Source organism: Streptomyces sp. NPDC050433, assembly GCF_044458565.1.
Taxonomy (GTDB): domain Bacteria; phylum Actinomycetota; class Actinomycetes; order Streptomycetales; family Streptomycetaceae; genus Streptomyces.
Genome location: NZ_JBITIB010000013.1, coordinates 190,790 through 205,661, shown reverse-complemented (window position 1 = coordinate 205,661; position 14,872 = coordinate 190,790). Strand labels below are relative to the sequence as shown.

Sequence of the window (14,872 nt, the reverse complement as noted above, 5' to 3'; positions counted from 1 at the left end):
CATCGTCCGGTCGATGTTTCACGTGAAACATCGACCGCGAATCCCGCCCCGGTGGCTCAGCTCTGCCGGGCCCACCATTCCTTCAGCGCGCTCACGGCCTCGTCATGCTCCATGGGCCCGTTCTCCAGCCGCAGCTCCAGCAGGAACTTGTACGCGGCCCCGATCACCGGCCCCGGACCGACACCCAGCGTCTCCATGATCTGGTTGCCGTCCAGGTCGGGCCGGATCGAGTCCAGCTCCTCCTGCTCCTGCAACTGCGCGATCCGCTCCTCAAGGCCGTCGTAGGCCCGCGAGAGCGCGGTCGCCTTGCGCTTGTTGCGGGTGGTGCAGTCCGAGCGGGTCAGCTTGTGGAGCCGGTCCAGCAGCGGGCCGGCGTCGCGCACGTACCGCCGCACCGCCGAGTCGGTCCACTCTCCCGTCCCGTAACCGTGGAAGCGCAGATGCAGCTCCACGAGCCGCGAGACGTCCCTCACCAACTCGTTGGAGTACTTGAGCGCCATCATCCGCTTCTTGGTCATCTTCGCCCCCACCACCTCGTGGTGATGGAAGGAGACCCCGCCGTCCTTCTCGAAGCGCCGCGTCCGGGGCTTGCCGATGTCATGGAGCAGCGCCGCCAGCCGCAGCACCAGGTCCGGCCCGTCCTCCTCCAGATCGACGGCCTGCTCCAGCACGGTCAGCGAGTGCTCGTACACGTCCTTGTGCCGGTGGTGCTCGTCGCTCTCCAGCCGCAGCGCGGGCAGCTCGGGCAGTACGTGCTCCGCGAGGCAGGTGTCGACGAGCAGCGCCAGGCCCTTGCGCGGGTGATCGGAGAGGATCAGCTTGTTCAGCTCCTCCCGTACGCGCTCCGCCGAGACGATCTCGATGCGCTCGGCCATGGCCCTCATCGCGGCGACGACATCCGGGGCGACCTCGAACTCGAGCTGCGCGGCGAAGCGCGCGGCCCTGAGCATCCGCAGCGGATCGTCGGAGAAGGACGCCTCGGGGGTGCCGGGTGTGCGCAGCACACCGCCCGCGAGGTCCTGGAGGCCGCCGTGCGGATCGATGAACTCCTTCTGCGGCAGCGCGACGGCCATCGCGTTGACGGTGAAGTCCCGGCGTACGAGGTCGTCCCCGATGGAGTCCCCGTACGAGACCTCGGGCTTGCGCGAGGTGCGGTCGTAGGCCTCGGAGCGGTAGGTCGTGATCTCGATCTGGAAATCCTGCCGGTCGTCCCCGACCCGGCCCTCCTTCTGCGCGCCGACCGTGCCGAACGCGATCCCGACCTCCCACACCGAGTCCGCCCAGGGCCGGACGATCTTCAGTACGTCGTCGGGCCTGGCGTCGGTCGTGAAGTCGAGGTCGTTGCCGAGGCGACCGAGGAGGGCGTCCCTCACCGAGCCCCCGACCAGGGCGAGTGTGAAGCCTGCCTCCTGGAATCGGCGTGCGAGGTCGTCGGCGACAGGGGACACCCGCAGCAGTTCGCTGACCGCGCGGCGCTGCACGTGACTCAGTACAAGGGGAGTGTCTTCGTTGGCGTTCGGCACAACAGAAAAGGGTACGTGCCCCGGCCGACCCCAGCGCCCGAGTTTCCGGTGCACCGGTTTCCACCGGCCCATGAGATTCTTCCGATCATGAAGGGCGGTCCCCGGCACTTCGTCACAGCGCACATCGTTACCATGCGTGGACGCACAATCGACGACGACCATTGACGACGACGAGGGACGGGCGGGCGCGTGGCCGAGGCGGCAGACTTTCAGGGGATGAAGCACTCTCCTGCCCGCCGATGGCTGGGGCGCACCGCCGCCGTGGCCGCCGGGGTGCCGCTCCTGACAGGGCTGCTGGGGGGCCTCGCGGCACCGCAGGCGACCGCGGCGGGCTCGACCGCCTCCGTGGCCGCCACCGGGGCCGCCACGGCGTCCCCTGCGTCCACGGCGAGCGCCGCCGCCGAGCCGACCGGGCCGAGCACCGTCTCCATCGCGCTCGACACCCTGGCACCCAGCGCGCCCACCAAGGGCGACACCCTCACCATCTCCGGCACGGTGACCAACAAGGGCAAGAAGACGGTCACCGACGCCCAGGTGGATCTCCGGGTGGGCCCGCAGCTCACCGGCCGGACCGCCATCGACGACGCCGTCGAGCGCTCCAACGACACCACGAACGACCCGCTGCCGGTGGGCGGCAAGTACAAGGTCGAGTTCGCCAAGCTCCCGTCCGGTATCAGCTACGACTTCGCCCTGTCGGTGCCGGTGAGCAAGCTCGGCCTCGGGGCGGAGGGTGTCTACCAGCTCGGTGTGACGCTCACGGGCCGGACGGCGGCGGAGCCGTACGACCACACCCTCGGCGTCCGCCGGACGTTCCTGCCCTGGCAGCCGGACGCGATGGACACCAAGACGAAGTTCACCTATCTCTGGCCGCTGATCTCCACCTCCCACGTCTCCGCGGAGACGGGTTCGGACGACCAGCAGACCCCGGTCTTCGAGAACGACGACCTGGCCGAGGAGCTGGCCCCCGGCGGCCGGCTGGAGCAGCTCGTCTCCCTCGGCAGCCAGCTCCCCGTCACCTGGGTGGTCGACCCGGACCTTCTCGCCACCGTCGAGGCGATGACCGACCCGTACCGCGTCAGGGACGGCAACTCCACCGTCGCGGGCAAGAACCAGCTCGTGGCCCGGACGTGGCTCAACTCGCTGGAGAAGGCCGTCCAGGACAACCCCGACATCGTCGCGCTGCCCTTCGGTGACCCCGACCTGGCGTCCCTCGCCCACGGGGGCGAGAACGTCTCCGGCACCCTCGGCCATCTCCAGGGCTCCAGCGAGGTGGCCGCGATGGCCGTGGAGTCCATCCTTCATGTGCGGCCCGCGACGGACTTCGCCTGGCCGGTGAACGGTGCCGTCGACCCGTCGATCGTCGACGTGGCGACCTCCGCCGGCGCCGACAAGGTGATCTCGCGCAGCGACAGCATCGAGGACAACCTGCCGTACACGGCGAGCGCGGCGCGGCCCATCGGCGGTGGTACGACGGCCGTCGTCAGCGACACCCGGCTGTCGACCGCCTTCCAGGGCGATGTGACCAAGGCGGGCAGCTCCACGCTCGCGGTCCAGAAGTTCCTGGCCCAGTCGCTGGCCGTGACGCTCCAGGACCCCTCGAAACAGCGCAACATCGTCGTCGCCCCGCAGCGGACGCCGTCGGCCAGCCAGGCACAGTCCATGGCCCGCGCCCTGCGAGGCCTGGACGGGGAGCGCTGGACCCAGCCGTCCGACCTGGTCGCCGCCGCCGCGGCCAAGCCCGACACGAACGCCACCACCAAGGTGCCGGGCGCCTCGCGCTATCCGGGCAAGCTCCGTGCCCAGGAACTCCCCCCGTCGGCGTTCCAGCAGCTCAAGGCGATCGACGAGCGGCTGGGGAAGTTCAAGGCGATCCTCACCCTTCCCGACCGGGTGGCGACGCCGTTCGCCAACGCGGTGAACCGTGCGGTCTCGACCTCCTGGCGGGGCGACGCGACGGGCGCCAGGGAGTACCGCGACTCGGTGAACCGCTATCTGATGAGCCTGTCCAGCGAGGTCCAGCTCATCCAGAAGTCGGAACTGACCCTGTCCGGCCGCAGCGCGACCATCCCGGTGACGGTCCAGAACCAGCTGCTGCAGGACGTCGACCATCTCGTCCTGCGTCTCCAGTCCACGAACGCCACTCGTCTGAAGCTGGACGACGGCAGCGCCGTCGCCGAGCAGCCGATCAAGGTCGACGGCGGGCACACGCAGGTGGTGAAGTTCACGGGCGCGGCCAACGCCAACGGCCCCGTCGGGCTCACGGCGCAGCTGTACACCACCGACGGACGGCCGTACGGCAACCCCATGACCTTCCAGGTCAGGGTCTCCGAGCTGACTCCCACCGTGATGCTCGTCATCGCCGGCGGTGTGCTGCTTCTCGTCCTGGCCGGTGTCAAGATGTACAGCCAGCGCAAGCGGGCGGTGGCGGCGAAGGCGGCCGAGGACAAGGCCGCCGCGGAAGCCGACGAGGAACCGGGCGCGGAAGCCGGTGCCGGTCCCGCCGACGGTCCCGCCGAGAGCGACGCAGACGGCAGCGACGACGGCACCAACAGCGACACCGGCAGCGGTCCTGACGACGGCGACACCACCCGCGCCGAACCCGGGCAGCCGAGTGACCCGACCCCGGACACCCGTCCGGAAAGCGGGGACCCGTCGGGCAAGGGTGAGAAAGTGGACCGTTGAGCGATGTCGTGGCCGGCCGGCCGGGGACGATGAGGTGGGGTAACCATGAACGCGCCGTACGACGGTGACCGCGGGCAGGGTCCTGGCGGCGATCCGGCAGGGCATGTTCCGCCGCAGCCCCCCGCCACCGACCCCAACGCCCCCGCGCCCGCCTCCGCACCGGGTCCCTACGCCCAGGGTCCACGCCCAGGTCCCGGTCCCGGTCCGTACGGCCAGGCTCCCTACAGCCCGGACCAGTACGCGCAGGACGCCTACGCCCAGGATCCGTACGTCCAGGACGCTTACCGGCACGATCCCTACCGCGCCCAGGACTTCTCGGCGCAGGACCCCGTGTCCGAGGCGCTGTACGACCGCGCGGCACACCCGCCGCCGCCCCCCGGCACCTATCCCGAGACGATGCCGCTCTACCAGCAGCCGCCGGTGCAGCAGCACGCCCCCGATCCGCGTGTCTGGGCCCAGCCCCCGCCGCCGGAGCCCGACGGGCCGTCCCGCCACCTCCCCTTCGGGGACGACGCGCGGACCACACAGTTCATGGGAGTCGACGAACTCGTCACCCGAGCACGCACCGACGAGCAGGAACCCGACGCCTTCGCGCATCTCTTCCGCGACCAGCAGGGGACGGGCCGGCCCCCGGCCGCCGCACCCGAGGCGGCCCCCGCGCCGCCGCCCGCGAAGAAGGCCGGTGGACGCGCGTCGGGACTGCTGAAGTCCAGCGCGGTGATGGCGGCGGGCACGCTCGTCTCCCGGCTCACCGGCTTCGTACGCTCCGCCCTCATCGTGGCCGCGCTCGGCGCCGCCACCCTCGGCGACACCTTCCAGCTCGCCATCACCCTGCCGACGATGATCTACATCCTGACCATCGGCGGCGGCCTCAACTCCGTCTTCGTCCCGCAGCTCATCCGCGCGATGAAGGACGACGAGGACGGCGGCGAGGCGTACGCGAACCGCCTGCTCACCCTCGTCATCGTCATCCTCGGCACACTGACCGCGCTCTCGGTGCTCGCCGCCCCGCTGCTGGTGCGCCTCATGTCGGTGAGCATCGCCGACAACCCGGCGGCCAACGACGTCGCCGTCACGTTCGTGCGCTACTGCCTGATCACCATCTTCTTCATGGGCGTGCACGTGGTGATGGGGCAGATCCTCAACGCCCGCGGCCGGTTCGGCGCGATGATGTGGACACCGGTCCTCAACAACATCATCATCATCGCCACGCTCATCATGTTCATCTGGGTGTACGGCGCCGCCGAGGACTCCGGGATGACGGTCGCGTCCATCCCGCCCGAAGCGGAGCGCCTGCTCGGTGTCGGTGTGGTGCTCGGCCTCACCGTCCAGGCCCTCGCGATGATCCCCTACCTCCGCGAGACCGGCTTCCGGATCCGGCTGCGTTTCGACTGGCGGGGCCACGGCCTCGGCAAGGCCGCGAAGCTCGCCAAGTGGACGGTGCTGTTCGTCCTCGCCAACCAGGCCGGTGTGCTGGTCGTCTCGCAGCTCTCCACGGCGGCGGGCGTCGACTCCGGCACCCAGGGCGCGGGCTACATCGCCTACTCCAACGCCCAGCTGATCTGGGGCATGCCACAGGCCATCATCACCGTCTCGGTCATGGCGGCCCTGCTGCCCCGGCTCTCCCGCTCGGCGCACGACGGCGACACCGGAGCCGTACGCGACGACATCTCGCAGGGCCTGCGCAACTCGGCCGTCGCGATCGTCCCCGTCGCCTTCAGCTTCGTCGCCCTCGGCATCCCGATGTGCACCCTGATCTTCGGCTCCTCCGGCATCGAATCGGCGCGTTCCATGGGCTACATGCTGATGGCCTTCGGCCTCGGTCTGATCCCGTTCTCCGTGCAGTACGTGGTACTGCGCGCCTTCTACGCGTACGAGGACACCCGCACCCCCTTCTACAACACGGTCATCGTGGCCGTCGTGAACGCCACCGCCTCCGCCGTCTGCTTCGTCGTCCTGCCCTCGCGCTGGGCCGTGGTCGGCATGGCCGCCTCGTACGGCGTCGCGTACGCCGTCGGTGTGGGCATCGCCTGGCGCAGGCTCAAGAAGCGTCTGGGCGGCGATCTGGACGGCTCGCACGTGCTGCGTACGTACGCCAGGCTCGGCCTGGCCTCCGTCCCCGGCACGATCGCCGCCGGCGCGGTCGCCTACTTCGTGCTGGAGAAGCTCGGCAGCGAAGTGCTGGGCTCGTTCACCGCACTGACGGTCGGCGGGATCGTCCTGCTGGGCGGCTTCTTCGTCGTCGCGCGAAAACTGCGTATCGAAGAGATGAACGCCTTGGTCGGAATGGTGCGCGGGCGCCTCGGGCGTTAGCGCGCGACGCCCGAGCACAACCATCGTCGGCCGCCGTGTGTCGTGCATAGCGTCCAACTGTGGGCACAATTGGCGTGGCTGTCGGACAGTGCGCAACGGATGGGGAGGCAGGAGCGACGGTGGCGGAACGGAGCACGGCTTCCGTCGAGGTGGCCCACAACAGCGGTGACGAACCGCCGGCCGCCCAGGCGGACAAGGCCACCACCGACGGAGCGGCGAAAGCCCGGAGCACGGAGGACGACCGGACGGAGGAGTCCGCGGCCGAGGAGTCGGCGGGATCCGCGTCCAAGGAGCCGGCGGAGGCCGCAGAACCGGGCGACGAGAAGTCCGCCAAGTCCGGGACGGAGAAGCCGCCCACGCCGGGCGGCAAGAAACCCCGGGAGACCCGGCCGGCCGTGGCGGCACCCGAACTCCACAGCGGCCACAAACTCGCCAGCCGCTACCGCCTGGAGGAGTGCGTCACCCGACTGGACGGATTCAGCAGCTGGCGTGCGGTCGACGAGAAACTGCGCCGCGCCGTCGGCGTGCACCTCCTGCCCGCCGACCACCCACGAGCCCGCTCCGTACTGGCAGCGGCCCGCTCCTCCGCGCTCCTCGGCGACCCGCGCTTCGTCCAGGTCCTCGACGCCGTCGAGGAGGACGACCTCGTCTACGTCGTGCACGAGTGGCTGCCCGACGCCACGGAACTCACCGCGATCCTCGCCGCGGGCCCCATGGAGGCCCACGACGCCTACCAGCTCGTCAGCCAGGTGTCCCAGGCGATGGCCGCCGCGCACCGCGAGGGTCTGGCCCATCTGAAGCTGACGCCCGGAGCCGTACTGCGCAGCTCCACCGGCCAGTACCGGATCCGCGGCCTCGCCGTGAACGCCGCCCTGCGCGGTATCAGCGCGGAACGCCCCCAGCGCACCGACACGGAGGCGATCGGCGCGCTGCTGTACGCGGCGCTGACACACCGCTGGCCGTACGAGACGGACGCGTACGGCCTCGCGGGGCTCCCCAAGGGCGTCGGTCTGATCGCCCCCGACCAGGTACGGGCCGGGGTCCACCGCGGTCTCTCCGAGCTCGCCATGCGGGCGCTGGTCAACGACGGCGCCACCGCCTCGCGCCAGGACCCGCCCTGCACCACCCCGGACGAACTGGCCAAGGCCGTCGCCGAGATGCCGCGCGTACGGCCCCCGGAGCCCACGTTCGCCGCGCCGCCCGAGTACCAGCGCACCACCTACCAGCAGGGCTCGTACGCGCGCCCGGCCACCCGGCCCATCGGCCGGGCCCCCACGCGGCCCGTACCCGTCCCGCCACCGCCCCTCCAGAGCCGTACCGGCAAGGCACTGAAGTGGACGGTCTCCGCACTCCTCATCGCCGCGCTGGGGCTCGCCAGCTGGCAGGTCGCCGACCACATGCTCAACCGCAAGAGCGGCGACGAGACGACGCAGTCCCAGTCGACGGAGGGCGACCAGGAGAAGCCCCCGCCGCGGGACCCGAAGGAGCTGAAGATCAGCGACGCCACGGTGTTCGCCCCCGACGGTTCCGGCGTGAAGGCGGAGGACGTCCACCTGGCCACGGACGGCAACACCGGCACGGCCTGGATCACCCCGAAGTACAACGGGTACCCGAACTACGGGAACCTGCCCGAGCGCCGCGGCGGCAGCGGGATAATCGTCGATCTCGGCAGCGTGCAGGATGTGTACGGCGTCGATGTCGCCATGTACCGCGGCGGCCAGAAGGTCCAGGTCCTCGCCGCCGGCAAGGACGCCTCGTCCCCGTCGGGCCTGTCGGACTTCTCCCAGCGCATCACCGAACTGGGCAAGACCGACAGCAATGTGAAGGCGACCCTGGACAAGCCCGTCAGAACCAGGTACGTACTGATCCACATCACGGAACTCGCCCCGGACGTGTCCGCGAACGAGTTCCGGGGCGGGATCTCGGAGATCAAGGTCATAGGCTGACCCTGCGGACCAGGGGAGGGGGCTCACCGTTGGAAGACGCCACACTCGGCGGCGTGAACGACCAGGACCTCCTGGCACGTCATGTCGAGGGGGACCCTGACGCCTTCGGTGAGCTCGTACGGCGCCACCGCGACCGCCTCTGGGCCGTCGCGCTGCGCACGCTGGGAGACCGCGAGGAAGCCGCCGACGCCGTCCAGGACGCGCTCGTGTCCGCCTTTCGCGCCGCCCACACGTTCCGCGGCCAGTCCGCCGTCACGACCTGGCTGCACCGCATCACCGTCAACGCCTGTCTCGACCGTGCGAGGAAGGCCGCCTCCCGCAGGACGTCTCCCGTGGACGACACGGAGCGCCTGGAGCAGCTTCTCGAACCGCACGAGTCGGCCGCCGCCCCGGCCGAGCGCCAGGACCTCCACCGGCAGCTCCTCGCCGCCCTCGCCAAGCTGCCCGCCGATCAGCGCGCCGCACTGGTCCTGGTCGACATGCAGGGCTACCCCGTGGCGGAGGCCGCACAGGTCCTCGACGTACCCGTGGGGACCATAAAGAGCCGCTGCGCGCGCGGCCGGGCAAGACTCCTGCCGATGCTCACCCATCTGCGGGAGAGCACCGGCGGCACCGGCGAGAGAGGCGGTCTTGGAGCGCAAAGGAACCGGACGCCGGGGACATCCGTCCCATCGGAGCCGGAACCACGGAACAGCGGACCGGACACAGAGGCAGACACCGGAACAGACGCGGGACCCCAAGGTCCTGCCGCCGTGAAGGGAGGAGGTGGGCGCGCGTGACAACCACGACCGGCACGACCGAGCACCCCGACGTCTCGGAGATCTCCGACCTCACGGAGGGCCTGCTCTCGCCCGCGCGGAGCGTCGAGCTGCGCGCGCATCTCGACGGCTGCCCGCTGTGCGCCGATGTGTACGAGTCGCTGGAGGAGATCCGCGGACTGCTGGGCTCACTCCCCGGCCCGCCCCGCATGCCCGCCGACGTCGCCGCCCGCGTCGATGCCGCCCTCGCCGCCGAGGCGCTGCTGAGTGCGACCGCGCCGGACGCGCTCGTGGCGGACACGACCGCCGATGTTTCACGTGAAACATCGCCCGCCACGGAGAGCACCGCCGACGCTCCTCGCCCGGACCGGGCAGACCCGGTGGACCGGGCCAACCGCCCTGCCGGGCACCCACGGGCCGCCACCGGACCCGGCCGCGCCCGGCAGCGGCGTCGCCGTCGGGGTGTGATCCTCGGTGCCGTCTTCGGAACGGCGGCGATCGGCGTGAGCGTTCTGCTCTTCCAGACGTCGATGCTCTCCGGTGGGGACTCGTCCTCATACAAGACCGACGCGAGAGCGAGCCAGGCCGACGGCTCCGGTGCCGAGTTCTCCGGCGCCGGTATGCAGGAGAAGGTCCAGTCCCTGCTCAAGCCCACCCCCGCCACCGGCGAACCGCGCGTGGTCGAGGGCCAGAACTCCACCAAGGACGTACCCAGCACATCGGCCACCCCCAGGCTGATGCATCAGGTGCCGCCCTGTATCCAGCAGGCGACAGGCCGTCCGGACACGCCGCTCGCCGCCGAGAAGGGCACGTACGAGGGCATCGACGCCTTCCTCCTCGTCCTGTCGGACCCCACCGACGGCAGCTTGGTCGAGGCGTACGTCGTCGATGCCGCGTGCGTCGACAACGTCCCGCCCACCAAGGGTGAACTCCTGCTCACGCAGTCCTATCCCCGCCGCTGACAGACTGCCCGGCGCCGCCGGGACCTCGCGGGAATGCGAGGCCCGTAGGATCCGTTGGGTGGGGTGAGAGTCCTGAAGCGCCCCGTTGGCAGTAGCAGGCAGTCTGCAGAGACGAGGAAGAAACCCGTGAGCGACGTCCGTAATGTGATCATCATCGGCTCCGGGCCGGCCGGCTACACGGCTGCGCTCTACACCGCACGCGCGTCGCTGCATCCCCTCGTGTTCGAGGGTGCCGTCACGGCAGGCGGCGCGCTGATGAACACCACCGATGTGGAGAACTTCCCCGGCTTCCGCGACGGCATCATGGGACCCGATCTCATGGACAACATGCGGGCGCAGGCGGAGCGGTTCGGTGCCGAGCTCGTCCCGGACGACATCATCTCGGTCGACCTCACCGCGGAGATCAAGACGGTCACCGACACGGCGGGCACGGTGCACCGGGCCAAGGCCGTGATCGTCACGACCGGCTCGCAGCACCGCAAGCTCGGGCTGCCCCGCGAGGACGCCCTCTCCGGACGCGGCGTCTCCTGGTGTGCCACTTGTGACGGGTTCTTCTTCAAGGACCAGGACATCGCGGTGGTCGGCGGCGGCGACACGGCGATGGAGGAGGCGACCTTCCTCTCCCGGTTCGCCAAGTCGGTGACGATCGTCCACCGCCGTGACACCCTGCGAGCCTCCAAGGCCATGCAGGACCGGGCCTTCGCGGACCCCAAGATCCGGTTCGCCTGGGACAGCGCGGTCGAGGAGATCCACGGTGAGCAGAAGCTCTCCGGTCTGACCCTGCGCAACACCAAGACCGGCGAAACGTCGGAGCTGCCCGTGACCGGGCTGTTCATCGCCGTGGGCCACGACCCGCGTACCGAGCTGTTCAAGGGGCAGCTCGACCTCGACGGCGAGGGCTACCTCACGGTGGACGCGCCCTCGACCCGCACCAATCTCACGGGGGTCTTCGCCGCGGGCGACGTCGTCGACCACACCTACCGCCAGGCGATCACCGCCGCGGGCACCGGATGTTCCGCGGCCCTCGACGCCGAGCGCTTCCTCTCCGCGCTGGCCGACGGTGAGAAGGCCGCAGAGCCGGAGAAGACCGCCTCCGTCTGACCAGCAGTACCGACCAACACCCACGAAGTGAGGAGGCCGCCGTGGCCGGCGACCTGAAGCATGTGACCGACGACTCGTTCGACGAGGACGTCCTCAAGAGCGACAAGCCCGTACTGGTGGACTTCTGGGCCGCCTGGTGCGGACCGTGCCGCCAGATCGCTCCGTCACTCGAAGCCATCGCGGCCGAGCACGGGGACAAGATCGAGGTCGTCAAGCTCAACATCGACGAGAACCCGGCCACCGCAGCCAAGTACGGCGTCATGTCCATCCCGACGCTGAACGTCTACCAGAACGGCGAGGTCGCCAAGACCATCGTCGGTGCCAAGCCCAAGGCCGCCATCGTGCGCGACCTGGAGAGCTTCATCGGTGACGGTGCGCCGGTGAGCAAGGAAGCAAGCAACTAAGCACGGCACACGCGAGCGCGCGCGCCACGCGCGATGTTTCACGTGAAACGGGCCCGCCCCCCTCCCAGGGGGCGGGCCCGCACTCATAGCGGCCTGAGCGCCGGATCCTTCTTGACCGCGCCCAGCAGCCTGTCCAGCGCGTGTTCGACGTCTTCCTTCCAGGAGAGCGTCGTCCGCAGATCCAGCCTCAGCCGCGGGTACGTGGGATGCGTCCGAACGGTCTTGAAGCCCACCGCCAGCAGATGATCCGCCGGCAGCACGCACGCGGGCTCCTCCCAGCGGGCGTCCCCGAACGCCTCGATCGCCTTGAACTCCCGCCGCAGCAGATCCTTCGCGACCGTCTGCACCATCACACGGCCGAGCCCCTGCCCCCGATAGCCCGGCATGATCCAGCCGGTCATCAGCTGTACGGCGTCAGGAGAGACCGGACTCGTCGGGAACGCCGTGGCACGGGGCACATACGCCGGAGGCGCGTACAGGACGAAGCCCACGGGCACCTCGTCCACATAGACCAGTCGGCCGCACGACCCCCACTCCAGCAGAACGGCCGAGATCCAGGCCTCCTTCTCCTGGCGGGCCCTGCCGGCTCCTACCGCCGCTTTTCCGCTGACCGGATCAAGCTCCCAGAAGACGCACTCCCCGCATCGCCGGGGGAGGTCGGGAAGGTTGTCCAGCGTGAGCGGTACGAGCCGACGCCCCATGGAGGCAGTTCCTCACTTCCTGCGCCTGCCGCGCCACGAGCCGCGGTCAGCGCGCTGCGCTCCCGAAGCAGGCTGCCGACGAAGCCGCCGACGACCCCCAGGCCCAGTCCAGCTGACATCAGTTGGCTGCGGCTCACCAAATGCATGGCCCCGCCCTTCCTCTGAGGTGGATCAAGGTGGATGCGCCATACCAGAACGCATCGTATCCACCCAGAGGTGCCCCGCACACCGGGGGACGGCAAAGGGCGGGCCGTGTTCCGGTACAACCGGACAAGGCCCGCCCTCATAGCGGTGCGCGGAGCGTCAGCGCTCGTCGGGCTCCAGGCCATTCGACCGGTCCGGGCCGTCCACGCCCTCGGCCCCGTCGCCGTCCTCGTCGGCGGGACCCCTGTCGAGGACCCGACCCTCACCGGGGGCGAGAGTGCCGAGGATGCGCTCCAGATCGACCAGCGAGGCGAACTCGACGGTGATCTTCCCCTTCTTCTGACCGAGGTCGACCTTCACCCGCGTCTCGAAGCGGTCCGACAGCCGGGAGGCCAGATCGTTCAGCGCGGGCGACGGCAGGGCGCCGGCCCGCAGGCCCTTCGATCGGGGCGTGCTCTTCGGCCGTGATCCCATCAGGGTCACGATCTCCTCGACGGCCCGTACGGACAGCCCCTCGGCCACGATGCGATGGGCCAGCCGGTCCTGCTCGTCGGAGTCGTCCACCGAGAGCAGCGCCCTGGCGTGCCCGGCCGACAGCACTCCGGCGGCGACCCTGCGCTGTACGGGAAGGGAGAGCCGCAGCAGTCGCAGCGTGTTGGAGACCTGGGGACGTGAGCGTCCGATCCGGTCGGCCAGCTGATCGTGCGTGCAGTGGAAGTCCTTGAGCAACTGGTCGTAGGCCGCGGCCTCTTCCAGCGGGTTCAGCTGCGCGCGGTGCAGGTTCTCCAGCAGCGCGTCCAGCAGCAGCTTCTCGTCCTCGGTGGCGCGGACGATCGCCGGAATGCGCTCCAGGCCGGCTTCCCGGCAGGCCCGCCAGCGCCGCTCGCCCATGATGAGTTCGAAGCGCTCCGGCCCCAACTGCCGTACGACGATGGGCTGGAGCAGTCCCACCTCCTTGATGGAGGTGACCAGCTCGGCGAGCGCGTCCTCGTCGAACACCTCACGCGGCTGCCGCGGGTTCGGCGTGATGTAGTCCATCGGCACTTCGGCGAAGTACACGCCTTCCGGCGCGGTCACCTCGTTGGTCGGGGCCGGCGTGTCCTGGGCGGGAATCTCCGCCGTCGCCGCAACCGGCGTCTGGGGCAGCGTCGTCACCTTGGCCGCCGCGACCCCCCGCTCGGCCGTCAGGACCGGTCCCTGCCCCGAGGAGGCGGGATCCCCGGAAGAGACCGTCTGCTTCTCCTGCGGAGCAGCGGGGATCAGCGCATTGAGCCCACGCCCCAAACCTCTACGTCGGTCGCTCACTGCGTCCCCTCCGAAATGCTCTGCTGACTGGTGCCGATCGCGTGGGCGTGCTTGACGTCGTAGCTCATACCGACCCCACGCAGGGCGATTTCACGGGCGGCTTCGAGGTACGACAGCGAGCCGCTGGAACCCGGATCATAAGTCAGTACCGTCTGCCCGTAGCTCGGCGCCTCCGAGATCCGGACGGACCGGGGGATGCTCGTCCGCAGCACCTCCTCACCGAAGTGGCTGCGGACCTCGTCGGCCACCTGCGAGGCGAGGCGGGTCCTGCCGTCGTACATGGTGAGCAGAATCGTGGACACATGCAGCGCGGGGTTCAGATGCGCCCGCACCAGGTCGACGTTCCGGATCAGCTGGCCGAGCCCTTCGAGCGCGTAGTACTCGCACTGGATGGGGATCAGCACCTCGGCGCCGGCGACCAGCGCGTTGACGGTCAGCAGGCCGAGCGACGGCGGACAGTCGATCAGGATGTAGTCCAGCGGCTGCTCGTAGGCCTCGATCGCCCGCTGAAGCCGGCTCTCCCGCGCGACCAGCGACACCAGCTCGATCTCCGCACCGGCGAGGTCGATGGTGGCGGGCGCGCAGAAAAGACCTTCGACGTCCACCACAGGCTGGACCACCTCGGAGAGCGGCTTGCTCTCCACCAGGACGTCATAGATCGAGGGGACTTCGGCGTGGTGATCGATCCCGAGCGCCGTGGAGGCGTTGCCCTGGGGATCGAGGTCGACGACCAGGACGCGCGCGCCGTGCAGCGCGAGCGACGCGGCGAGATTGACCGTCGTCGTGGTCTTGCCGACGCCGCCCTTCTGGTTGGCGACGACCATGACCCGCGTCTGTTCGGGGCGTGGCAGGCCCTCACCGGCGCGGCCCAGGGCCTCCACGGCCAGCTGGGCAGCACGGCCGATGGGGGTGTCGTCCATCGGGGGGGGGGGGGGGGGGGGGGGGGGGGGGGGGCCCCGCCCCCCCCGGCCGGGGGCGGGGGGGGGGGGGGGGGGGGGGGCGGGCGCGGGGGGGGGGGGGCGGCCGCGCTCAA

Annotated in this window: 10 protein-coding genes and 1 pseudogene; 7 read left to right on the top strand and 4 right to left on the bottom strand. The window is 70.3% G+C overall.

Annotated features, from left to right (window positions below; translation table 11 throughout):
• Window positions 1–56: 56 nt before the first annotated feature.
• Entirely contained in the window at window positions 57–1,523 is a 1,467-nt protein-coding gene (locus tag ACIBLA_RS18460) for a CCA tRNA nucleotidyltransferase (protein WP_399199147.1), read from the bottom strand.
• Between the two features lie 189 nt (window positions 1,524–1,712).
• Here ACIBLA_RS18460 and ACIBLA_RS18455 point away from each other — a divergent pair, with 189 nt between their 5' ends.
• The 7 genes from ACIBLA_RS18455 to trxA all read left to right on the top strand — a co-directional run bounded on the left by ACIBLA_RS18455 (window position 1,713) and on the right by trxA (window position 11,689).
• Window positions 1,713–4,205 carry a DUF6049 family protein gene (locus tag ACIBLA_RS18455; RefSeq protein ID WP_399199146.1) on the top strand — a complete coding sequence of 831 codons (2,493 nt, stop codon included), beginning with the start codon at window positions 1,713–1,715 and terminating at the stop codon, window positions 4,203–4,205.
• 45 nt (window positions 4,206–4,250) lie between these two features.
• Window positions 4,251–6,518 (top strand): murein biosynthesis integral membrane protein MurJ, encoded by a 2,268-nt coding sequence (gene murJ, locus ACIBLA_RS18450; protein WP_399199145.1) that lies wholly within the window; start codon window positions 4,251–4,253, stop codon window positions 6,516–6,518.
• Between the two features lie 119 nt (window positions 6,519–6,637).
• Window positions 6,638–8,464: a protein kinase family protein gene (locus ACIBLA_RS18445; RefSeq protein ID WP_363246425.1), complete on the top strand. Its 1,827-nt coding sequence runs from the start codon at window positions 6,638–6,640 to the stop codon at window positions 8,462–8,464.
• A gap of 29 nt (window positions 8,465–8,493) precedes the next feature.
• Window positions 8,494–9,243 (top strand): RNA polymerase sigma factor SigM, encoded by a 750-nt coding sequence (gene sigM / locus ACIBLA_RS18440; protein ID WP_363246426.1) that lies wholly within the window; start codon window positions 8,494–8,496, stop codon window positions 9,241–9,243.
• On the top strand, window positions 9,240–10,184 hold the full coding sequence (locus ACIBLA_RS18435; protein WP_399199144.1) for an anti-sigma factor family protein: 945 nt from the start codon (window positions 9,240–9,242) through the stop codon (window positions 10,182–10,184). The genes sigM and ACIBLA_RS18435 overlap by 4 nt, the downstream gene beginning before the upstream one ends.
• Window positions 10,185–10,310: 126 nt before the next feature.
• Window positions 10,311–11,285: a thioredoxin-disulfide reductase gene (gene trxB / locus ACIBLA_RS18430; protein ID WP_399199143.1), complete on the top strand. Its 975-nt coding sequence runs from the start codon at window positions 10,311–10,313 to the stop codon at window positions 11,283–11,285.
• Between the two features lie 41 nt (window positions 11,286–11,326).
• A complete protein-coding gene (gene trxA / locus ACIBLA_RS18425; protein WP_363246429.1) occupies window positions 11,327–11,689 on the top strand; it encodes a thioredoxin in 363 nt (120 codons plus the stop codon).
• Window positions 11,690–11,772: 83 nt separating this feature from the next.
• Here the strand turns inward: trxA and ACIBLA_RS18420 are convergent, their stop codons facing one another.
• The 3 genes and pseudogenes from ACIBLA_RS18420 to ACIBLA_RS18410 form a co-directional block, all read right to left on the bottom strand.
• On the bottom strand, window positions 11,773–12,390 hold the full coding sequence (locus tag ACIBLA_RS18420; protein ID WP_399199142.1) for a GNAT family N-acetyltransferase: 618 nt from the start codon (window positions 12,388–12,390) through the stop codon (window positions 11,773–11,775).
• A 303-nt stretch (window positions 12,391–12,693) separates the two neighbouring features.
• Entirely contained in the window at window positions 12,694–13,839 is a 1,146-nt protein-coding gene (locus tag ACIBLA_RS18415; protein WP_399199141.1) for a ParB/RepB/Spo0J family partition protein, read from the bottom strand.
• Window positions 13,836–14,768: pseudogene (locus ACIBLA_RS18410) on the bottom strand (ParA family protein); the annotation flags it as partial. The pseudogene ACIBLA_RS18410 and the gene ACIBLA_RS18415, both read right to left, overlap by 4 nt.
• Window positions 14,769–14,872: the final 104 nt, after the last annotated feature.